The organism is Polaromonas sp. P3_A5 (assembly GCF_056403055.1).
The window spans coordinates 126,077-145,128 of sequence record NZ_JBFUGF010000004.1 but is presented as its reverse complement, the minus strand read 5'-3'; the positions used below and the strand labels follow the sequence as shown (position 1 = coordinate 145,128).

Here is a 19,052-nt window from a genome sequence, read left to right as displayed (position 1 = left end):
GGCCTTGCAGGCCGCGGCTCGCGAGACGCTGCGCCTCTGTCGCCCGTCCAAGCCTGCGCAGGCAGGCTTGGAGCCGCGGGCTCCAGCCCCTCGGGGGCCGCCCGCCCTTCGGCCCGGCAAAGCCGGTTCCGGGGCTCATGCTGGCCTGGTACGGCTCGCTTCGCATCGCGGTTGATGGTGGGCGCTATCAAATCAGTAGCTGCTTGCGCACGTTTTGCATGGGCGGGAGGCATCATTTGATGCTTCAATTTACGCTTTTCCGGCTTTGTCTGACGGGCCCAGGCACATACAGGCACCTACAATTTAGGGCTTTGGGCGCTGTGGCCCAAAGCATTTTTTATTTTGCGAGACATCCATGAACTTCATCCGTTTCTCCGACCTGTGCGCTAGCGGCAAAGTTGCCGGCAAGCGCGTGTTCATCCGTGCCGACCTCAACGTGCCGCAGGATGACAGCGGCAACATCACCGAAGACACGCGCATCCGCGCCTCGATTCCCTGCATCCAGATGGCGCTGGATGCCGGCGCCGCCGTGATGGTGACTTCCCACCTCGGTCGGCCGGTGGAGGGTGAATTCAAGCCGGCCGATTCGCTGGCGCCTGTGGCCAAACGCATGGGCGAGTTGATGAAGCGCGACATTCCCCTGGCCTCCGGCTGGGTAGACGGTGTGGATGTCAAACCCGGCCAGCTGGTGATGCTGGAGAACTGCCGGCTCAACAAGGGCGAGAAGAAAAACAGCGAAGAGCTGGCGCGCAAGATGGCTGCGCTCTGCGATATTTTTGTGCACGATGCGTTCGGCACGGCGCACCGCGCTGAAGCCTCCACCTATGGCATTGCGCAGTACGCGCCCGTCGCCAGCGCCGGCCCGCTGCTGGCCGCCGAGATGGACGCCATCTCCAAAGCCCTTTCCAGCCCGCGCAGGCCGCTGGTTGCCATCGTGGCCGGCAGCAAGGTCTCGACCAAACTCACCATCCTCAAGTCGCTCGCCGCCAATGTTGACCAGCTCATCGTGGGCGGCGGTATTGCCAACACCTTCATGCTGGCCGCCGGTTTGAAAATCGGCAAAAGCCTGGCCGAAGCCGATCTGCTGGCCGAAGCCAAAGCCGTGATTGACGCCATGAAGGCGCGCGGCGCCGAGGTGCCCATTCCGACGGACGTTGTCACCGCCAAAACCTTTGCCGCTGACGCGCCGGCCACCGTCAAGGCGGCCACTGATGTCGCCGATGACGACCTGATTCTTGATATCGGCCCGCAAACCACCGCGAGACTTGCGGCGCAGCTCAAGGCGGCCGGCACCATCGTGTGGAACGGCCCGGTCGGCGTGTTTGAGTTTGACGCGTTCGCCAAAGGCACCGAAGGCATTGCGCGCGCCGTTGCGGACAGCAGCGGGTTCTCTATCGCCGGAGGCGGGGACACGCTGGCCGCCATTGCCAAATACGGCATTGAAAAGCAGGTCGACTACATCTCGACCGGCGGCGGCGCTTTTCTGGAGGTGCTGGAAGGCAAGACGCTTCCGGCCTTTGAAATCCTGCAAAAGCGCGCGGGCCATTGAGGCGCTACTTGCAAAATACGGCAAACCGCGGTTTGCAGGTTCAGGGCGCGACACGCTGCATGCAGCGGGCCACCCTCCGGCTTCTGGCCAATACCCCGGCTGCGGCGATGGCTTGGTAACCGCTACGTAACTCATTCGTGTAAAAATAAGAAACTAAATTACAGGAGACAGACATGAAGATGCAGCGCCGCGGCACCAAAATCGTTGCCACCCTTGGCCCCGCCTCCAGCGATCCGGCCTTGCTGGAGCAGATGATTCGCGCTGGCGTCAATTGCGTGCGGCTGAATTTCAGCCACGGCACGGCGCAAGACCACATCGACCGTGCCAGGCTGGTGCGGGAGGCCGCCACCCGCGCCGGGCGTGAGGTCGCCATCATGGCCGACCTGCAGGGCCCGAAAATCCGTGTCGGTAAATTTGCCGAGGGCAAGGTGCAGCTCGAGCAAGGCATGAAGTTTGTGCTCGACGCGTCCCGCACCGAGCTGGGTGACATCAACGGCGTGGGCCTGGACTACAAGGAACTGCCGCGCGACGTCAAGGCCGGTGACACCTTGCTGCTCAACGACGGCCTGATCGTCATGACCGTGGACAAAGTAAAGGGCGAGCAGGTCCATGCGACGGTCAAGATCGGCGGCGTGTTGTCCAACAACAAGGGCATCAACAAGCAGGGCGGCGGCCTGACGGCGCCGGCGCTGACGGCCAAGGACATGGAAGACATTCGCACTGCGATGAGTTTCCAGGCCGACTATGTTGCGGTGAGCTTTCCGCAGAACGCCAGCGACATGGAAATGGCGCGCCAGCTGTGCAACGTGGCCGGTGCCGAGCACCGCCACAAGCCGGGCTTGATCGCCAAGATCGAGCGTGCTGAGGCGATCCCCAATCTGGAAGCCATCTGCAGGGCCAGCGACGGCATCATGGTCGCGCGCGGCGACCTGGCCATCGAGGTCGGCAATGCCGCTGTGCCGGCGCTGCAAAAACGCATGATCCGCATGGCCCGTGAGCTGGACAAGGTGGTCATCACCGCGACCCACATGATGGAATCCATGATCACCAACCCGGTGCCTACGCGCGCCGAGGTCAGCGACGTGGCCAACGCGGTGCTCGACGGCACCGACGCCGTCATGACCTCGGCCGAGACCGCCGCCGGCCGTTATCCGCTGGAGACCATTGTCGAGATGGCCAATATCTGCGCCGAAGCCGAAAAAGCCGAGGACGTGAAACTGGATGCCGACTTCACCGGCATGACCTTTGACCGCATTGACCAGTCCATCGCCATGGGCGCCCTGTTCACGGCCCACCACCTGGGTTGCAAGGCCATTGTGGCGCTGACCGACTCGGGCTCTACGGCGCTGTGGATGAGCCGCCACCGTATCCATATCCCCATCTACGCACTGACGCCCAAACTGGCGACCCAGCGCAAGATGGCGCTGTACCGCAATGTCAGGCCGCTGCTGATGGACCAGAGTGTCGAGCGCGACACTGCGCTCGGCGATGCCGAGGCCCACCTGAAAAAACGCGGCATCGTCGAAAGCGGTGACATTTATGCCATCACCTGCGGCGAACCCATGGGCGCGCCAGGCGGCACCAATATGCTGAAGATTTGCAGGGTAGCTTGAGCCCCCACGCTTTTCACTTCGTGTAATGCGCTGCCCCCCGAGGGGGCCGCCCGCCCTGCGGCCCGGCAAAGCCGAAAAATTGGCACACCCCTATCGGGCTCACTGCGTGTAGCCCTTTTCCCCTTGCAGGGGACCGCGCCTGCGGCCCGGCAAAGCCGGTTCCGCGGCCCATGCTGGCATGAAGAATCAGTAGCGTAACCAGCGGGGGTTTTCACCAGTGGGGGCCAAGGGTTCGGCTTCGCCGGCCCAAGGCGCCGCCCCCTCGAGGGGGGAACAGGCTACACGCAGTGAGCCTGGACGGGGGTGGACGATGTTTACACGCCGTTACGGCATGCATTCAGACACAAGTTCGGTTATCCCACCCTATTCGGGTAAACGTTAGAATCAAGGCTTCGGTTACTTCGTGGTTACGGGCGTTTCCAGGCGGCTTTTACGCCGCACGGCCCTCGCGAGGAACCCGCCTTTTGGCAGTGTTTTTCTAACTTCTGGGGATATCACACATGGCACTCGTTTCTATGCGCGAGCTGCTGGACCATGCGGCAGTCAACGGCTACGGCATTCCGGCTTTTAACGTCAACAACCTTGAGCAGGTGCAAGCCGTGATGGAAGCGGCCAAAGAGACCGGCGCGCCCGTCATCCTGCAGGCCAGCGCAGGCGCCCGCAAGTACGCCGGTGAACCCTTCATCAAACACCTGATCGAGGCGGCTATCGAGATGTATCCCAACATCCCGCTGGTCATGCATCAGGACCACGGCCAGAACCCTGCCGTTTGCCAGGGCGCCATCGACCTTGGTTTTTCGTCCGTGATGATGGACGGCTCGCTCGAAGCCGACGGCAAGACCATCGCCAGCTATGAATACAACGTCGAGGTGACGAAGAAGGTCTCGCAGCTGGCCCACAAATACGGAGTTACCGTCGAAGGTGAGCTCGGCTGCCTGGGTTCGCTGGAGACCATGAAGGGCGACAAGGAAGACGGCCACGGCACCGACGCCACCATGACGCGCGAGCAGCTGTTGACCGACCCCGAGCAGGCCGCCGACTTCGTCAAGCGCACGCAAATTGACGCGCTGGCGATTGCCATCGGCACCAGCCACGGCGCCTATAAATTCACCCGCAAGCCCACCGGCGACATCCTGGCGATTGACCGCATCAAGGAAATCCACAAGCGCATCCCGAGCACCCACCTGGTGATGCACGGCTCGTCCTCGGTGCCGCAGGAAATGCTGGCTGTCATTCGCCAGTACGGCGGCCAGATGAAGGAAACCTACGGCGTGCCCGTCGAGGAAATCCAGGAAGCCATCAAGCACGGCGTGCGCAAGATCAACATCGATACCGACATCCGCCTGGCCATGACCGGCGCGGTGCGCAAGTTCCTGGCTGAAAACCCCGAGAAATTCGACGCCCGCGAATGGCTCAAGCCCGCCCGTGAAGCCGCCAAGGCTCTGTGCAAGCAGCGCTACATCGAATTTGGCTGTGAAGGCCAGGGCGCCAAGATCAAGGGTGACGCCCTGCAGGTCGTGGCCGCCAAGTACGCCAAGGGCGAGCTCGCCCAGGTCGTGCATTAAAAAGCACCGAAAATTCCCGCCGCCCGCCCGCGCGGATTGGCGATAATTCAAAGCCCGTGGACTCTTTCGAGTCGCGCGGGCTTTTTACTTTGACTCCCTCTGCCACCCTGTCATCCTGCCTCCCACCATGACCCAAGCACTCCATACCTCCGCCCTGACCTCCCTGCCCCTGCTGGCGCGCGGCAAAGTGCGCGACAACTACGCTGTGGGCAAGAACAGGCTGCTGATGGTGGCCAGCGACCGGCTGAGTGCATTCGATGTCATCCTGGGTGAGCCAATCCCCGGCAAGGGCGCGCTGCTCACGCAGATGGCGCTGTTCTGGTTTGGCAAGCTCGGCCACATTTGCCCCAACCACCTGACCGGCGAGACACCCGAAAGCGTGGTCACCCCGGCCGAGGTGCCGCAGGTCGTCAACCGCTCCATGCTGGTCAAGCGCCTCAAGCCCATCCCGGTCGAGGCCGTGGTGCGCGGTTACCTGGCCGGCAGCGGCTGGAAAGAATACCAGGAGAGCCAGGCCGTCTGCGGCGTACCGCTACCCGCGGGCCTGAAGAACGCAGGCAAACTGCCGGAGCCCATCTTCACACCGGCCGCCAAAGCCGAAGCCGGCGAGCACGACGAAAACATCAGCTACGAGCAGGTGGTGAAAGTAGTTGGCGCCGACATGGCCGCGCAGATCAAAAAGATCAGCATCGAGATCTATAGCACCGCCGCCGCCTTCGCCCTGACCAAGGGCATCATCATTGCCGACACCAAATTCGAATTCGGCCTTGATGAGAATGGCGTGCTTACGCTGATGGACGAGGTGCTGACGCCCGACTCCTCACGCTATTGGCCGATCGAAGGCTATGAAGCGGCGTATGCCGCCGGCCAGAACCCGCCCAGTTACGACAAGCAGTTTGTGCGCGACTGGCTTGAAAGCGTGCGCATCAACGGCAAGCCCTGGGACAAAACCCCGCCTGCGCCGCACCTGCCGGCCGATGTGGTTGCCAAGACTGCTGCCAAGTACCAGGAAGCCTTGGCCCGCCTGACGGCCTGAGGCACGGCAGCAGTCGCCGGCGCCCTCCATGGAGTTCCTGCTCGAGTTGCTGTTCGAATTTTTCGGTGAACTGTTTTTGCAGCTCTTCGGTGAGTTTTTTGGCGGTGTTTTCAAGGCGGCCTGGTACAAGCTGCACGGACGCGACCATGAGCTCACTCCCGTGCAGGAAGCTGCCTGGTCTGTGGCTACAGGTGTTGGCGCCGGCCTCCTCACCGTGCTGGTGGTGCCTCATCTGGCGATTCGCCTGCACTGGCTGCAAATTCTCAATCTGCTGCTTGCCCCTTTGCTGGCGGGGCTGCTGGTCGAAAGGGCTCGTGCGTGGCGCGAATCGCGCCGTGAATTCAGCGTTGAGGTGGCAGGCTATGCTGCGCTGTTCGGGTTTGCTTTTGCCTTGACGCGCTGGCTGTTTGGCCAATAAGCCCTAGCTCAAGACGACGCTGCTGAGGCGCCGACGATACGTCGCCACGGTCGCATCTTCCGGCGGGATTTGCCCATCAGCCACCTTGGGCTTGGGCGCTTCCATGACGTCGAGCACGGCGATGTAGGTCTTGCGTGCCAGGTCTTCGTTCCAGGCCTTGTCGCGCATCAGGATTTCCAGCAACTCGTCCAGCGCCTCAGTCCAGCGCTGCTGCGCCATGAGCCAGCGGGCTTTGTCAAAACGTGCTTCGAAATCGCGTTTGTTGGCCGTAATCCTTGCATCAAAACCGGCTGCAGCGCCCACTCCATGAGCGCCGGTAGCTACAAAATCCATAGCATCCATCCAGCGCTTGAGCGAGTCAAAGCGCCGCACCACGGTGGTCTGGGCGATCACAGGCGCAAACGCCACCTTGGCGTCGTCTTCGCGGCCCAGCTGCAGCAGCAGCTTCACATAGTCAAAGCGGGCGTTGTCGTCGGCCGGGTTGGCGGCGACGGCATGCTGGAGTTTTTCCAGCACGGCAGTGGGGTCCGTGTTTTCTTCTTCGAGCGCGAGTTCCTGCTCTTCGGGCTGCTCTTCAGCCGGCGGCAAATGCTTGTCGAGGAATTCCTTGACCTTGCCTTCGGGCAGGGCGCCGGCAAAACCGTCCACCGGCTGGCCGTTCATCATCAATATGCAGGTGGGGATGCTCCGGATGCCGAAAGCGGCACCCAGTTGCTGCTCCTGGTCGGAGTCGATCTTGACCAGCTTGAAGCGCCCGGCATATTCCACTTCCACTTTTTCAAGGATGGGCCCGAGCGACTTGCAGGGGCCGCACCAGGGCGCCCAGAAGTCGATCAGCACAGGCGTGGTCATGGATGCGGCAACGACTTCCGCTTCAAAGTTGGCAATGGTGACGTCGATCATGGTCTGGCAGAGTTGGGGTATCGGGGCCGGTTTTCAACCGGGTCGGCGCAGCTGGACGCCTGAGAGGCAAGAGCGTAGCACGCACGGCACGGCCCTTGCGGTGGCCTGCCCTTAAAATCATGGGGTTAGAACCTGCAACCCCGGCCTTGAAGGTCCCCGCATGACAACAAGCAACAATTCGGCAAAACCCCTGGTGGGTGTGGTGATGGGCTCCAGCAGCGACTGGGAGACCATGCAGCACGCCGTGCAGATCCTGACGCAATTCGGCATTGCGCACGAAGCCCGGGTGGTGTCGGCCCACCGCATGCCCGACGAGCTGTTTGCCTATGCCGAAGGTGCCGGCGGTCGCGGCTTGCAGGCCATCATTGCCGGCGCCGGCGGCGCAGCGCACCTGCCCGGCATGCTGGCCGCCAAAACCACCGTGCCGGTGCTGGGTGTTCCCGTGGCCAGCAAGCATTTGCAGGGCGTGGACTCGCTGCACAGCATCGTGCAGATGCCCAAGGGCATTCCGGTCGCCACCTTTGCCATCGGCAACGCCGGCGCAGCCAATGCAGCCCTGTTCGCGGTGGCCATGCTGGCCCTGCACAACCCGGCGCTGGCCGCCCAATTGCAGGCTTTCCGTGCAGAGCAAACCGCTGCCGCGCACGCCATGACGCTGCCGCCCGCATGACCGCCTCCACCTCTTCCCGGGCCGCCTCCAGCCTGCCGGAGTTGCCTATTTTTCCCGGCACGGCCTCGGCCTCCGGCCAGCCCGCTACCCTCGGCGTGATGGGCGGCGGCCAGCTGGGCCGCATGTTTGTGCATGCCGCGCAGCGCCTGGGTTATTTCACGGCGGTGCTGGACCCCGATCCGCAAAGCCCCGCGGGCCTGGTGAGCCATCACCACATCCAGGCCGGCTACAGCGATGAAAAAGGGCTGACCCAACTGGCCGCACTGTGCGCCGCCGTCACCACCGAATTTGAAAACGTGCCCGCCGGCGCGCTGCAGGCGCTGGCCGCCAGCCGCCCCGTGGCACCCGGCGCTGCCGCCGTGGCCATCGCGCAAAACCGCATCGAGGAAAAATCCCACTTCACCGCCAGCGCTGCTGAATCCGGCGTGCTGGCCGGCGTTACCTGCGCACCCTACGCCGTGATTGAAACAGCCGGGCAGCTGAAGGCGGTGCCCGCCGGTTTGCTGCCCGGCATCCTCAAGACCGCGCGCATGGGCTACGACGGCAAGGGCCAGGTCCGCGTCAAGAATGCGGACGAACTGGCCACCGCCTGGGCCGGCCTGAAGCAGGTGCCCTGTGTGCTCGAAAAAATGCTGCCACTCAAGGCCGAGTGCTCGGTCATCGTGGCGCGCGGCTGGGACGGCAGCGTCGTGAGTTTTGCGCCCCAGCTGAATGTGCATGTCGACGGCATTCTCGCGGTGACGCAGGCTTATGAAGGAAATATGCCTGCAGCGCTTGCTGGTCGTGCGCAAGCAGCTACCAAAACCATAGCAAAACACATTGACTATGTCGGCGTGCTCTGCGTCGAGTTTTTCCTGGTGGACGACGGCAGCGCCGATGGCGCGCTCATCGTCAATGAAATGGCGCCACGCCCGCACAACAGCGGCCACTACACGATGGACGCCTGTGACGTGTCGCAGTTCGACCTGCAGGTGCATGCCATGGCCGGCCTGCCGCTGCCGCAGCCGCGCCAGCATTCACCGGCCATCATGCTCAACCTGCTGGGAGATGTGTGGTTTGACACCCATGGAAAGATGCGCACACCCGACTGGCAGGCCGTGCTGGCACTGCCCGGCACGCACCTGCATCTCTACGGCAAAACCGAAGCCCGCATCGGCCGCAAGATGGGCCATCTCAACATCACGGGCCCCGACGTCGCTTCAGTCAAGGCCACGGCACGCCAGGTTGCATCCATCCTGGGCCTGCCCGGCCTGGACGCCCTCTGATGATTCTTCCCGGTACGGACCCTGAAGCCATTCTTGAAGGCGCACGCCGCATCCGGGCCGGTGGGCTGGTGGGCTTCCCGACGGAGACGGTGTACGGCCTGGGCGCCGACGCTTCCAGCGATCAAGCCGTCGCCGGAATTTTTGAAGCCAAGGGCCGTCCGTCCGACCATCCGCTCATCGTGCACGTGGCCGATGCGGCGCACGTAGACGCTTACGCCAGCAGCGTGCCGCCGTTTGCCGCGCGCCTGATGAAAGCCTTCTGGCCCGGGCCGCTCACCGTGATCCTGCCGCGCAAGGAAGGCGTGGCGGCGGCCGCGGCCGGCGGCCAGGATTCGATCGGCCTGCGCTGCCCCTCACACCCTGTCGCGCTGGCTTTTTTGAAAGCATGTGACACGGGTGTTGCCGGCCCCAGCGCCAACCGTTTCGGCCGCGTCAGCCCCACCACTGCGCAGCATGTGCAGCAGGAGTTTGGCGACAGCCTGCTGGTGCTCGACGGCGGGCCCTGCGATGTCGGCATCGAATCCAGCATCGTCGACTGCACGCGCGGGCGGCCTGTGTTGCTGCGCCCGGGCATCCTCACGCGCGCGCAACTCGAAGCCGCGTGCGGCGAGGCCGTGCTGGGCAAAGACGAATTCGAGCAAGAGGCTCCGGGCGATGCGCCGCGCGCTTCCGGCACGCTCGAAGCGCACTACGCGCCCGACGCCAAGGTGCGCCTGATGGACGCAGGCCCCATACAAACCGCACTCGATTTGCTGGGCGCCGAGGCCGCCCACATCGCCGTTTACGCGCGCAGCATCGTGCGCATCAAGTCAGAAAAAGTGTTGTACCGCCGCATGCCCGACGACGCGCTGGCCACCGCGCAGCAGCTCTTTGCCGTGCTGCGCGACTTTGATGCCAAAGGCGTCAAGCTGATCTGGATTGAAAACCCGCCGGCGGCCGCCGAGTGGGATGGCGTGCGCGACCGGCTGCAACGGGCTGCCGCGAGCTGAAGCGTCAAGAATCGGCTGCCATGTTGGATGGAACCATCGCTTGTCTCCTCATCGGTGCCGCCGTCGGGTTGTGGATGATGTGGCGCGAGCGCAGGAGCGACCGGCGGAACACTGGCGGGTGTTGCTACCAATGCGGAAGAGCGCTTGGCTTTGACTTCAAGACCGTCACGCGAAGGTACGAAGGAGGGTCAACCAAGCGCGTTGACTTCTGCGCGAAGTGTGCACGCCACCGGCTTGTCTGGGGCTGGCTCGTCCTTGGGCTCGTGATCATTTTTGTTGGGCTAATGTGGTATCACTTGCATCACTCGGGCTGATGCATACCGGCGCATCACATCGAATTTGTCCCCATGTACCTGGGACATCAGGAAAGAGGTAACCCATGCTCTCCATCCTCCTCACCATCTGGTTCCTCCACGTCGCGGCCATGATGAGCCCCGGCGCCAATGTGCTGCTGGTCTCGCAACTCGCTGCCAGCGATAGGGCGCGTAGCGCGGTGTTCGCGGCGCTGGGTGTGACGGCCGGGGCTGCCATCTGGGCGCTGTGCGCGGTGCTGGGCGTCAACGCCATCTTCCAAATTTTTCCGGGGCTGCGCCTGGTGCTGCAGGTGGCCGGTGGCCTGTATCTGCTCTATGTGGCGAGCCGGCTCTGGCGCTCGGGCGGCCTTGCACTGGGCGATGGCGGCCCGGCGGTGTCATCGGCAGCGGCGTTTCGCCTGGGGTTTCTCACCAATATCACCAACCCCAAGTCGGCGCTCTTTTTCGGCAGCGTGTTTGCCGCCTCGTTTCCGGCCGCTCCCAGCCCGGCATTGCAGGCCGCGGCCGTGGCCATGATCGTGGTCAACGCGCTGTGCTGGCACACGCTGCTGGCCTTTTTGTTTTCGCGCGAGCGGGTGCGGTTTGCGTATGCCCGTACGCGGGGCACGGCGGACCGCATCGCCTCGGTGGCTGTCGGCGCATTGGGCCTGGGGCTGCTGGCGGCATCATTGCGCGAAGCGCGCTCCTAGAGCCGGTTCTCAGGGCAGCGCGAATTGCCCGTCAGGCTCCGTGACGGGCCAGGCAGGCAGTTGCCCAAATTTCGGGCATTGTGGCGCAATGCCGCGCCAAGTGGTGTTTTCGTCCACAAGTCCCGCCGCCATCAACAGCCTTGTCCACAGGCGGCAGGGATAACTTGCAGGCACATTGATGAAGCATCCGTGCCTGCCGCGCTGGGCGTCTGTGGTACCGGGCTATTCAGTCGCCGCGCCCGTATACCAGCTTCATCACCAGAATGGCCAGCGCCAGGCCCAGCGTGACCGCGTTCGCCAGCACGATGGGCCAGGCGCCCGCCAGCACACCGTAGGCCAGCCACAGTGCCACGCCAACCGTAAAGGCGCTGTACATCGCCAGTGAAATGCCGCTGACATCGCGGCTGCGAAAGGTCAACCAGGCCTGCGGCGCAAAGCTCGCCGTGGTCAGCACGGCCGCCAGAAAGCCCACGATGTCTGTTGCGTTCATCGCTTGCCCTCCTTGACGGCCCATTCCAGCATCGCATCCAGTGCCGGGCGCGCAGCGGGCGCGTTCGCGTGGTTGATCAGCCCCACCACGATGTAGCGTGCGCCGCTGTCGCCATTGGCATAACCGGCAACCGCGGTCACGTCGCGCAGCGAGCCGGTCTTGACGAAAGCCAGCCCGGCCACCGGCCTGGCGCGTTCGCGCATGGTGGCGTCGGTGCCGGCCACCGGCAGCGAATCGGCGAGATCGGCGGCAAAAGGGCTTTTGGCGGCATGCTGCAGCAGGGCCGACAGGCTGGCAGCACTGATGCGCTCCTCGCGGCTCAGGCCCGAGCCGTTGTCCATCAGCGGGGGTGTGCTGCCGGGCAGGCTTTTGCGCCACCAGGCGGTGAGCGCTGCGCGGGCGGATTCAAGCGTGCCGGCTTTGGGCTGGCCCAGGCCGGCCCAAAGCCCGAGTGTCAAAAAGAGGTGTTGGGCCATGATGTTGTTGGAGTATTTGTTGACGTCGCGCACCATTTCCAGCAACGGCGGCGACTGGTATTCAAACCGCACCGCGGCCTTTTCGCCCGAGAGGGTACCGGTCCTGCGCAGCATGGCCAGCTCTGCCGGCGTGGCGTCGCGCACCGTTCCCGTCAGCAGGCCGCCCAGCTGGCGCCACGACCCTTCGATGGCGCGCGCCGCAAAACTCGCGGGGTCGGCATAGGCGCTGGGCCACACCTTTTCGCCGCAGGCCGAAGAATAGGTACCCAGGAATTCGATGTTGACGGGGTTTTCAACGCTGGCGCGCAGCTCGCTGCGCCAGTCGCCGCAGCGCGCCACACGCACGATCGGCACCGTCGCGCCCACCTGCACACCCGCCAGCGGCGGCTCATAGCGCACCAGCGCACGGCCATTTGGAAGGTCCGGCGTGAATGTCATCACGATGGTTTTGAAATTGATCAGCAACGCATCGGGCCGGGCGTTGTAGGGCCGCAGCGGCTCGCCGTCAAATTCGCCCGGATCGGTGGGCGGCACGCTGAAGGCGCTGCGGTCCAGCACGATGTCGCCGCGGATCGCCCGCGCCCCTCCGGCCTGCACCTCGGCCAGCAAGGCCTGCAGGCGTTCAACGACCAGCTTGGGGTCGCCGCCGCCCTGCACCACCATGTTGCCGTTGAGCAGGCCGCCCGAGGCGCTGCCGTCCAGTATCACCTTCGTCTTCCAGGTGAAGTCGCGGCCCAACGCGTCGAGCGCCGAGTACGTGGTCACCAGTTTCATGACGGAGGCAGGGTTCATTGGCACATCGGCGCGCCAGCTCAGGCGCGGCACCGGTTTGCCGCTGCCGGCTTCCACCACCAGCATGGACACCGCATCGCGCGGCACCCTGGCGCGCGACAGGGCTTTTTCAATCGGGGCCGGCAGGCGTGCGGTTTGTGCCAAGCCGGGGCTTGCGGCCAGGGCTGCCATGGCCGCCAGGGCAGCCAGCGCAACAGTGTGTGTCGTGCGCGGGCGCAGCAAGTCGTGGGTCATGCGGGGATTATCGCGGTTGAGCGTTCTGCAAGGCGCTGCCGGTGGGCGCCGGGGTGGCCGGCCATTGGCGCGGATAATCAGGGCTTACCCATCGGCCCCAGCCTCCGGGTACTCGCAGATTGCTATGAATTTAATAGCTGCTTGCGCCTGATATATAAGGGCTTGAGCCCGATTTAATGCCTGAACTTGTGAAATTCCTCGCTTTTGACACCAGCACCGACCGCATGTCCGTGGCGCTGACCGACGGTGCGCACGTCTGGCAGCACAACGGCCCAGGCGGCGCGCAGGCTTCCACCACGCTGATCCCCGCCATCCTGGCGTTGCTGGCCGAGGCTGGCCTGGCGCTGGGCGAGCTGGATGCCATCGCCTTCGGGCGCGGCCCCGGCTCCTTTACCGGCCTGCGCACCGCCTGCGCGGTGGCGCAAGGCCTGGCGCTGGGCGCCAACCAGGGCGCCGGCATTCCCGTGCTGCCTGTCGACACGCTGATGGCTGTGGCCGAAGAAGCGCGCTTTCAGCAGCAGGGTGATGGCGAAGCGTCCCTGCGCGTCACAGCGCTGCTGGATGCGCGCATGGACGAAATGTATGTGCAGGGTTTTGAGTTCAGCGGCGGGCACTGCCGGGCGCTCGGCGAATGCGGGCTGGTCCGGCCTGAAAACCTGGTGCCGGACACTGCGGCCGGTTTGTTCGCGGGCAATGTTTTCGCGGTGTACGCCGGGCGTTTGCCGGGCAGCCTTGCGGCATTTGCACAGGCCGAGGCCCTGCCCACGGCCACCGCCATGCTGCGCCTGGCGCCGCAGCTGGCTGCTGCCGGGCTGTGCGTCAGCGCCGACCTCGCCCTGCCGCTCTACGTTCGCGATAAAGTAGCGCTGACCACCGAAGAGCGCGACCAGGTCAGGGCCGCCAAGCTGGCCGCCGCTCCACCCCTTTCATGAACGCCATCCTCAAGCCCCTCGAAGCCCAGTTCGAAGCCATGACACCTGCATGGCTGGATGAGGTGGTGCGCGTGGAAAAAACCGCGTATGGCCACCCCTGGACGCACGGCAATTTCAACGATTCGCTCAATGCCGGCTACCAGGCACAACTGCTCACCGCCGGCAATGCGCCCGACGCCGTGCTACTGGGCTATTTCGTGGCCATGAAGGGCGTTGACGAAGTGCACCTGCTCAACATCACCGTGGCCCCCGAACACCAGCGCCAGGGCTGGGCCCGCATCATGCTGGATGCGCTGGCCCTCTGGTCGCGCGGGCAGGGCGCGCAGTGGCTGTGGCTGGAAGTGCGCGTGAGCAATGTGCGGGCCAAGGCCATCTACGAACGATACGGCTTTCGCCATGTTGGCACGCGCCGCAACTACTACCCGGACGGCGCTTCCACGCGCGAAGATGCGGTCGTCATGAGCCTGGCGCTATGAGCCTGGACCTCGACAAACGCCAGCGCGCCATGCTGCGCGAAATGGGTGTGCGCGTGTGGCTGCCGGTTGCCGCTGCGCCTGTTGAAACTGCCACTGCTACTGATTTGGTAGCTGCTGGCGCACGATCAGTAACGCCTGCAAGTGAATTTGATCAAAAAGTCAGTGCGCCTTCCACGTTCGCTGTACCGCGAGAGGTTGCGCCGCTCGTGCGGCCTGTGCAGGCGCCGGTTCGCCCGCAGGTCGAAGTGCGCGAAACCGCTGTACCCGGCACAACGGCTGCGTGGCGGATGGGCGACGCGCAAGCCCTGTACGCTGACGCCGCCCATGCCGAAGGCGCGCGCTGGCTGGTGCTGGCCGAAACGCCGGCGGCTGCGCTGCAGCGGCAGTCTTTCAACCCCTTTGAAGGCGATGCCGGCAAGCTGCTCGACAACATGCTGCGCGCTACGCGCCTGCACAAGGCCGGCATGGTGCTGCTGGCCCCGCTGGTCCGGCAGGCGGCATCCGGTGCGGGCGCCGGCCTGCCCGAAGCGCTGCCCGCCCTGGTGGCCAGCGCGCAGCCCGATGTCGTCTTGGTCATGGGCCGCCTGGCCGCGCAGGCGGTGTTGCAGTCGACAGAGCCTTTCGGCAAACAGCGCGGCCAATTGCACAGCCTGCATGGAGCCCGCATGGTAGTGACCTACGACGCCACCTATTTGCTGCGCAACCCGGCCGACAAGGGCAAGGCCTGGGACGACCTGTGCCTGGCCATGAGCTTGGTCGTTACTCCCGGCGTCGCCTGATTTTCCTTCAGGCCTTTTCAGGTACTGTGCGGCTGGGCGCCAGCACTGAAGCAATCGCCACCACCATCAGCACCACGGCAGCCCAGTCTTGCCAGTGCAGCACTTCGCCCAGGCCCAGAGCGCCTGAAAACACCCCGAGGACGGGAATCATCATCACGCTCAGCGTGGAAGCCACCGGCGGCAGCGCGCGCGCCAGCGTGAACCACGCCGCATGCGCAAAACCGAAGATCAGCACCGCGTTGTAAAGAATCGCGCCCCAGGTCGTGGGCGAAGGAGCCTTCCACTGCGGCATCTCAAACACGACACCCAACACGGTCAGCATCACGGCGGTCATCACCGTCATCCAGAACGACAACGTCAGCGTCGCGGCCGGTATCGTGGTCTTGCGCAGCAGCTGCGTGCCCAGCGCCCACACCGCGGCCGCCACCAGCGCGCACAGCACACCCAGGGGGCTGCCCGACAGGTTGGTCATTTCATTCCATAGCAGTAGCGCCACGCCCAGTGCGGCGGCCGCCACCCCCAGCCAGTTGCGGGCTTTTAGCGTCGCGCCAAAAAACCAGGCGCCCAGCAGCGCCGAAAAAATCGGCATGGTGTAGCCCAGAATCGCCGCACGCCCGCTGCTGAGGTTTTTGACGGCGAGGATGATCAGTGCATGCCAGACAAACATGTTGGCCGCAGCCAGCCAGAAGAGCTCACGCCACCTGCCCCGCGGCACCCCAAACGGCACCTTCAGCACCACCATGGCGATGCCCAGCACCGGGATGCCCAGCCAGATCGACATCGCCCGGAACGTCAAGGGTGGAAAGTCCGCAATCCCCAGTTTCATCACCGGCCAGTTCAGGCCCCAGACCAGGGTGAGCAGAACCAGCAGGATGAGTTGGCGTTGCGAGAGTTGCATGGAGTTATTGTGCCCCCACGGTCGCTCACTTCGTGTAGCTTCCTGCCCCCCGAGGGGGCCGCCCGCCTGCGGCCCGGCAAAGCCGGTTCCGCGGCTCATGCTGGGTTGAAGAATCAGTGGCGTAACCAGCGCGGCTGGGTTGCGCAACACGGGTTGAATTGCTACGCCGCTTCTGGCTCAGCGGCAGACTCTGTTCGTGCTGGCACCCTGTCGTCTTCTGGAATGGCGTAGCGCGGCGCCAGTGCAGCAAGCGACCTCAACACCGGGACGGGTGTCCAGCGAAATAGCGGCGTGAGCCAGGGATAGGGCACTCTGGATTTCAGAATGGCGCCGTAATCACACGAGGCTTCGTGGGGGAAGTAGTTCTCACGCACGGCCACAAGCTCACAAAAGCCCTTGCCGTGGTAGTAGCGCAGCTGTGGATCAACCGGCAAACCGGCCCGCGTAGCCTGTGCATAGGCCTCTACCGATGCGCCTGGTTTGCGCTGCAAATGACGCCTGAGCCCGGGCATGGGAGAGCCCAGAAACACTTCGCGATTGCCGCATTTCACCGCATACAGATAGTTAAAGGCGATCAGCTGCAAGGCCGCGCCGGCATCCACGCTGGTCAGGCTGATGCCGAACAGGCAGCGGGAGGCGTGCTTGTTCGTTGGCACCTTGCCGTCCAGAGCGGCACTCTTTTGCCAGTCGCCCGGGTTGACCCACTCTGCCTCCGTGGTGGGCTTGCAAAAGAGCGACGCCAGCAATTCACCCGTTTCTGCGCAAAATGCACCCCCGCTCAAATCGGGATGCGCGGCAATGCGTGATCGAAAGTCTTCTGCGGTGGCTTGCTGCTCTTGCGTCCATTGCTTGCGCTCCAGATCCAGCAAGGCTGGAATATCGCCAATACGCAAATTGCGGGTGATGTAGCTGCGCTTTTTGATGGTCGGTTTGGTTGTCATGGGTAACGGTATGCGTGGGTGTTAAAGGAGTTGACTGCCCGGAACGTCGGGGACTGGTGGCGGGTGTGCGGTACCCGAATGGCAGGCGCAATTGCGAGTGCCCAAGGGCTGGAAGTCATGCATCAGCTGCACAGCACCTGTGGTGAGCCACAGCCGGGTGACCCGGGCCTTGTTGCCGAAAAATCCGCTCAGAAAAATGCTGGCTTGCAAATTCACCACCTCATGCCACCAGCCATGAGGCACGTAGATGGCATCACCCGGATACAGATCGACGGCAAACAGTGCGTCTGTTGGCACATCGCTTTGTGCCAGGTCGCGCATGCCCACCGATGCCAGCTTGGCCCAGCGGTCATACTTAGTTGACAACGCACCCAGGTGTTCCACGGTGCCGGGGCGTGCCAGGTAAAAGCGTTTGACTCCGCGCGTGAGCACCGCCAGGTTGTCCAGCAAGTCGTAATGCAAACCCGTGTGTGCACCTTGCGGGCCAATCCATGCGCTGCTGGAGACGATGTTGCCTGGCGGGAATAATGCGTCTTGCTGCACGTCCTGGCGCAATGAGGGTATCTCCTTGAGCAGATCAAACTCTTTGAGGTAGCCGATATGCGAGCCTTCTTCCTGCGCGGCTGTCTGCAACTCCAGTTGTGCCACATAGCGGTCAAGTGTGGACGTCACAAACCGGGTACTGGACCTCTCCCGATTCCCCACCACCAGGGTCACAGGCCTGGCCCCGCCCAGATGGGCAAGGTGCTGAAACGTCCAACGCTCCAGCGCGGCCCAGTTGCGCCCCATGCCCCGCAAAACAACAGGGCCATGACCTATCCACTCATGCCCCCGGGGAGACACCATCTCTGGCACAGCCCCGAGCCTGGAGCGAGGTATTCCTAGCGGGCATTCGCCTTGGGTAATCCACAAATTCACAACGACCTTCAGCACTTGCAATGCGGTGATCGTAAAAATCCACTGTGAAATCCTGATGACGCTAGCGCTTGTTTTTTTGTTGCATCGTGTAAAACGCCGGACAGGTAGCCGCTGGAGACAATCGCGCGTTTGGCATACAGGGGGTTTTCCATCGGGGCCCGGTGCAAGCTGCGGAGATGGTGGGAGCTTAAAATGGGACATGACTTTTCTCGACATGCTGGGCGCCGCAGAACGCCAGAACCGCTCCATGCTCTGCGTCGGCCTGGACCCTGAACCTACGAAATTCCCCGGCAAGCTCAAGGGCGATGCCAACAAGATCTACGATTTCTGCGCGGCGATTGTTGACGCCACCGCCGACCTGGTGATTTCATTCAAGCCGCAAATCGCCTACTTCGCCGCGCACCGCGCCGAAGGCCAGCTTGAACGCCTGATGGAACACATGCGCCGCGTGGCGCCGCAAGTGCCCATCATCCTGGACGCCAAGCGCGGCGATATCGGCAGCACGGCGGAGCAATATGCCAAGGAAGCCTTTGAGCGCTACGGTGCCGACGCGGTGACGCTCTCGCCCTTCATGGGGTTTGATTCGGTGGCGCCGTATTTGAAGTACGGAGGCAAGGGCGCCTTCCTGCTGTGCCGCACCTCCAACCCCGGCGGCGACGATCTGCAGAACCAGCGCTTCGCCTCGATTGAAGGCCAGCCGCTGTTGTACGAGCATGTGGCGCGTCTGGCGCAAGGTCCCTGGAACCTCAATGGCCAGTTGGGCCTGGTGGTGGGGGCGACTTATCCGGCCGAGATCGAGCGTGTGCGTTCGGTGGCGCCGACCTTGCCGCTGCTGATTCCGGGTGTGGGGGCGCAGGGTGGCGATGCCGTCGCGACCGTCAAAGCGGGCTGGCGGGCCGGCGCGCCAATCATCGTGAACTCGTCGCGTGCGATTATCTATGCCTCTTCGGCGGATGATTTTGCGGAGGCTGCGCGGCGCGAGGCGGTGAAGACTCGGGATATGTTGGAAGCGGCTCGGGGTGAGGCTCTGAAGCTGTAGTCTTTCTTGTTCCAGCGCTTTTTGCTGAGGGTTGCTGGCCGGGGGTTGCCCGGCATGCAACTCACT

The 19,052-nt window shown here is 63.8% G+C and carries 19 protein-coding genes; 13 read left to right on the top strand and 6 right to left on the bottom strand.

What is annotated here, in order from left to right:
* Positions 1-355 precede the first annotated feature (355 nt).
* The 5 genes from AC1DU8_RS21955 (at position 356) to AC1DU8_RS21935 (ending at position 6,181) form a co-directional block, all read left to right on the top strand.
* Positions 356-1,549, top strand: coding sequence for a phosphoglycerate kinase (locus AC1DU8_RS21955; RefSeq protein ID WP_477666947.1), 1,194 nt, complete (start codon positions 356-358; stop codon positions 1,547-1,549).
* A 179-nt stretch (positions 1,550-1,728) separates the two neighbouring features.
* The gene (gene pyk / locus AC1DU8_RS21950; RefSeq protein ID WP_457282458.1) at positions 1,729-3,162 is read left to right on the top strand and encodes a pyruvate kinase; all 1,434 of its coding nucleotides are present in this window, start codon (positions 1,729-1,731) and stop codon (positions 3,160-3,162) included.
* A gap of 500 nt (positions 3,163-3,662) precedes the next feature.
* Complete coding sequence (gene fba / locus AC1DU8_RS21945; RefSeq protein ID WP_477666946.1) at positions 3,663-4,727, top strand: class II fructose-bisphosphate aldolase; 1,065 nt, start codon at positions 3,663-3,665, stop codon at positions 4,725-4,727.
* 127 nt (positions 4,728-4,854) lie between these two features.
* On the top strand, positions 4,855-5,763 hold the full coding sequence (locus AC1DU8_RS21940; RefSeq protein ID WP_457282405.1) for a phosphoribosylaminoimidazolesuccinocarboxamide synthase: 909 nt from the start codon (positions 4,855-4,857) through the stop codon (positions 5,761-5,763).
* 28 nt (positions 5,764-5,791) lie between these two features.
* Positions 5,792-6,181, top strand: coding sequence for a hypothetical protein (locus tag AC1DU8_RS21935; protein ID WP_457282404.1), 390 nt, complete (start codon positions 5,792-5,794; stop codon positions 6,179-6,181).
* Positions 6,182-6,184: 3 nt separating this feature from the next.
* Here AC1DU8_RS21935 and trxA read toward each other — a convergent pair whose 3' ends face one another.
* A complete protein-coding gene (gene trxA, locus AC1DU8_RS21930; protein ID WP_457282403.1) occupies positions 6,185-7,084 on the bottom strand; it encodes a thioredoxin in 900 nt (299 codons plus the stop codon).
* A gap of 160 nt (positions 7,085-7,244) precedes the next feature.
* Here trxA and purE point away from each other — a divergent pair, with 160 nt between their 5' ends.
* The 4 genes from purE to AC1DU8_RS21910 all read left to right on the top strand — a co-directional run bounded on the left by purE (position 7,245) and on the right by AC1DU8_RS21910 (position 11,011).
* Positions 7,245-7,754, top strand: a complete 510-nt coding sequence (purE, locus tag AC1DU8_RS21925; RefSeq protein ID WP_457282402.1) for a 5-(carboxyamino)imidazole ribonucleotide mutase — start codon at positions 7,245-7,247, stop codon at positions 7,752-7,754.
* On the top strand, positions 7,751-9,019 hold the full coding sequence (locus tag AC1DU8_RS21920) for a 5-(carboxyamino)imidazole ribonucleotide synthase (protein WP_457282401.1): 1,269 nt from the start codon (positions 7,751-7,753) through the stop codon (positions 9,017-9,019). The genes purE and AC1DU8_RS21920 overlap by 4 nt, the downstream gene beginning before the upstream one ends.
* Entirely contained in the window at positions 9,019-10,008 is a 990-nt protein-coding gene (locus tag AC1DU8_RS21915) for an L-threonylcarbamoyladenylate synthase (protein ID WP_477701608.1), read from the top strand. The genes AC1DU8_RS21920 and AC1DU8_RS21915 overlap by 1 nt, the downstream gene beginning before the upstream one ends.
* Before the next feature lie 379 nt (positions 10,009-10,387).
* A complete protein-coding gene (locus AC1DU8_RS21910; RefSeq protein WP_477701607.1) occupies positions 10,388-11,011 on the top strand; it encodes a LysE family translocator in 624 nt (207 codons plus the stop codon).
* 226 nt (positions 11,012-11,237) lie between these two features.
* Here AC1DU8_RS21910 and AC1DU8_RS21905 read toward each other — a convergent pair whose 3' ends face one another.
* Positions 11,238-11,501 carry a SemiSWEET transporter gene (locus AC1DU8_RS21905; protein WP_457282398.1) on the bottom strand — a complete coding sequence of 88 codons (264 nt, stop codon included), beginning with the start codon at positions 11,499-11,501 and terminating at the stop codon, positions 11,238-11,240.
* On the bottom strand, positions 11,498-13,003 hold the full coding sequence (gene dacB / locus AC1DU8_RS21900; RefSeq protein WP_477666942.1) for a D-alanyl-D-alanine carboxypeptidase/D-alanyl-D-alanine endopeptidase: 1,506 nt from the start codon (positions 13,001-13,003) through the stop codon (positions 11,498-11,500). The genes AC1DU8_RS21905 and dacB overlap by 4 nt, the downstream gene beginning before the upstream one ends.
* A 176-nt stretch (positions 13,004-13,179) precedes the next feature.
* Here dacB and tsaB point away from each other — a divergent pair, with 176 nt between their 5' ends.
* Genes tsaB through AC1DU8_RS21885 form a run of 3 tightly spaced genes read left to right on the top strand, consistent with a single transcriptional unit; the run spans position 13,180 to position 15,190 of the window.
* The gene (gene tsaB, locus AC1DU8_RS21895; RefSeq protein WP_477727240.1) at positions 13,180-13,935 is read left to right on the top strand and encodes a tRNA (adenosine(37)-N6)-threonylcarbamoyltransferase complex dimerization subunit type 1 TsaB; all 756 of its coding nucleotides are present in this window, start codon (positions 13,180-13,182) and stop codon (positions 13,933-13,935) included.
* Positions 13,932-14,411, top strand: a complete 480-nt coding sequence (rimI, locus tag AC1DU8_RS21890; RefSeq protein WP_457282395.1) for a ribosomal protein S18-alanine N-acetyltransferase — start codon at positions 13,932-13,934, stop codon at positions 14,409-14,411. Before tsaB ends, rimI begins: the two co-directional genes overlap by 4 nt.
* Complete coding sequence (locus tag AC1DU8_RS21885) at positions 14,408-15,190, top strand: uracil-DNA glycosylase family protein (RefSeq protein WP_477727239.1); 783 nt, start codon at positions 14,408-14,410, stop codon at positions 15,188-15,190. The genes rimI and AC1DU8_RS21885 overlap by 4 nt, the downstream gene beginning before the upstream one ends.
* Before the next feature lie 7 nt (positions 15,191-15,197).
* Here AC1DU8_RS21885 and AC1DU8_RS21880 read toward each other — a convergent pair whose 3' ends face one another.
* The 3 genes from AC1DU8_RS21880 to AC1DU8_RS21870 form a co-directional block, all read right to left on the bottom strand.
* Complete coding sequence (locus AC1DU8_RS21880; RefSeq protein ID WP_477701603.1) at positions 15,198-16,088, bottom strand: DMT family transporter; 891 nt, start codon at positions 16,086-16,088, stop codon at positions 15,198-15,200.
* A 161-nt stretch (positions 16,089-16,249) separates the two neighbouring features.
* Positions 16,250-17,029: a hypothetical protein gene (locus AC1DU8_RS21875; protein WP_477666938.1), complete on the bottom strand. Its 780-nt coding sequence runs from the start codon at positions 17,027-17,029 to the stop codon at positions 16,250-16,252.
* Between the two features lie 21 nt (positions 17,030-17,050).
* Positions 17,051-17,875 (bottom strand): cupin-like domain-containing protein, encoded by an 825-nt coding sequence (locus AC1DU8_RS21870; protein WP_457282457.1) that lies wholly within the window; start codon positions 17,873-17,875, stop codon positions 17,051-17,053.
* A gap of 271 nt (positions 17,876-18,146) precedes the next feature.
* Here AC1DU8_RS21870 and pyrF point away from each other — a divergent pair, with 271 nt between their 5' ends.
* Complete coding sequence (gene pyrF / locus AC1DU8_RS21865; RefSeq protein WP_477727238.1) at positions 18,147-18,986, top strand: orotidine-5'-phosphate decarboxylase; 840 nt, start codon at positions 18,147-18,149, stop codon at positions 18,984-18,986.
* Positions 18,987-19,052 lie beyond the last annotated feature (66 nt).

Excerpts from the sequence above, each read along its gene's own strand:
- AC1DU8_RS21955 (WP_477666947.1), top strand. The coding sequence starts at position 356 with ATGAACTTCATCCGTTTCTCCGACCTGTGCGCTAGCGGCAAAGTTGCC.
- pyk (WP_457282458.1), top strand. The coding sequence starts at position 1,729 with ATGCAGCGCCGCGGCACCAAAATCGTTGCCACCCTTGGCCCCGCCTCC.
- fba (WP_477666946.1), top strand. The coding sequence starts at position 3,663 with ATGGCACTCGTTTCTATGCGCGAGCTGCTGGACCATGCGGCAGTCAAC.
- AC1DU8_RS21940 (WP_457282405.1), top strand. The coding sequence starts at position 4,855 with ATGACCCAAGCACTCCATACCTCCGCCCTGACCTCCCTGCCCCTGCTG.
- AC1DU8_RS21935 (WP_457282404.1), top strand. The coding sequence starts at position 5,792 with ATGGAGTTCCTGCTCGAGTTGCTGTTCGAATTTTTCGGTGAACTGTTT.
- trxA (WP_457282403.1), bottom strand. The coding sequence starts at position 7,084 with ATGATCGACGTCACCATTGCCAACTTTGAAGCGGAAGTCGTTGCCGCA.
- purE (WP_457282402.1), top strand. The coding sequence starts at position 7,245 with ATGACAACAAGCAACAATTCGGCAAAACCCCTGGTGGGTGTGGTGATG.
- AC1DU8_RS21920 (WP_457282401.1), top strand. The coding sequence starts at position 7,751 with ATGACCGCCTCCACCTCTTCCCGGGCCGCCTCCAGCCTGCCGGAGTTG.
- AC1DU8_RS21915 (WP_477701608.1), top strand. The coding sequence starts at position 9,019 with ATGATTCTTCCCGGTACGGACCCTGAAGCCATTCTTGAAGGCGCACGC.
- AC1DU8_RS21910 (WP_477701607.1), top strand. The coding sequence starts at position 10,388 with ATGCTCTCCATCCTCCTCACCATCTGGTTCCTCCACGTCGCGGCCATG.
- AC1DU8_RS21905 (WP_457282398.1), bottom strand. The coding sequence starts at position 11,501 with ATGAACGCAACAGACATCGTGGGCTTTCTGGCGGCCGTGCTGACCACG.
- dacB (WP_477666942.1), bottom strand. The coding sequence starts at position 13,003 with ATGACCCACGACTTGCTGCGCCCGCGCACGACACACACTGTTGCGCTG.
- tsaB (WP_477727240.1), top strand. The coding sequence starts at position 13,180 with ATGCCTGAACTTGTGAAATTCCTCGCTTTTGACACCAGCACCGACCGC.
- rimI (WP_457282395.1), top strand. The coding sequence starts at position 13,932 with ATGAACGCCATCCTCAAGCCCCTCGAAGCCCAGTTCGAAGCCATGACA.
- AC1DU8_RS21885 (WP_477727239.1), top strand. The coding sequence starts at position 14,408 with ATGAGCCTGGACCTCGACAAACGCCAGCGCGCCATGCTGCGCGAAATG.
- AC1DU8_RS21880 (WP_477701603.1), bottom strand. The coding sequence starts at position 16,088 with ATGCAACTCTCGCAACGCCAACTCATCCTGCTGGTTCTGCTCACCCTG.
- AC1DU8_RS21875 (WP_477666938.1), bottom strand. The coding sequence starts at position 17,029 with ATGACAACCAAACCGACCATCAAAAAGCGCAGCTACATCACCCGCAAT.
- AC1DU8_RS21870 (WP_457282457.1), bottom strand. The coding sequence starts at position 17,875 with ATGGTGTCTCCCCGGGGGCATGAGTGGATAGGTCATGGCCCTGTTGTT.
- pyrF (WP_477727238.1), top strand. The coding sequence starts at position 18,147 with ATGACTTTTCTCGACATGCTGGGCGCCGCAGAACGCCAGAACCGCTCC.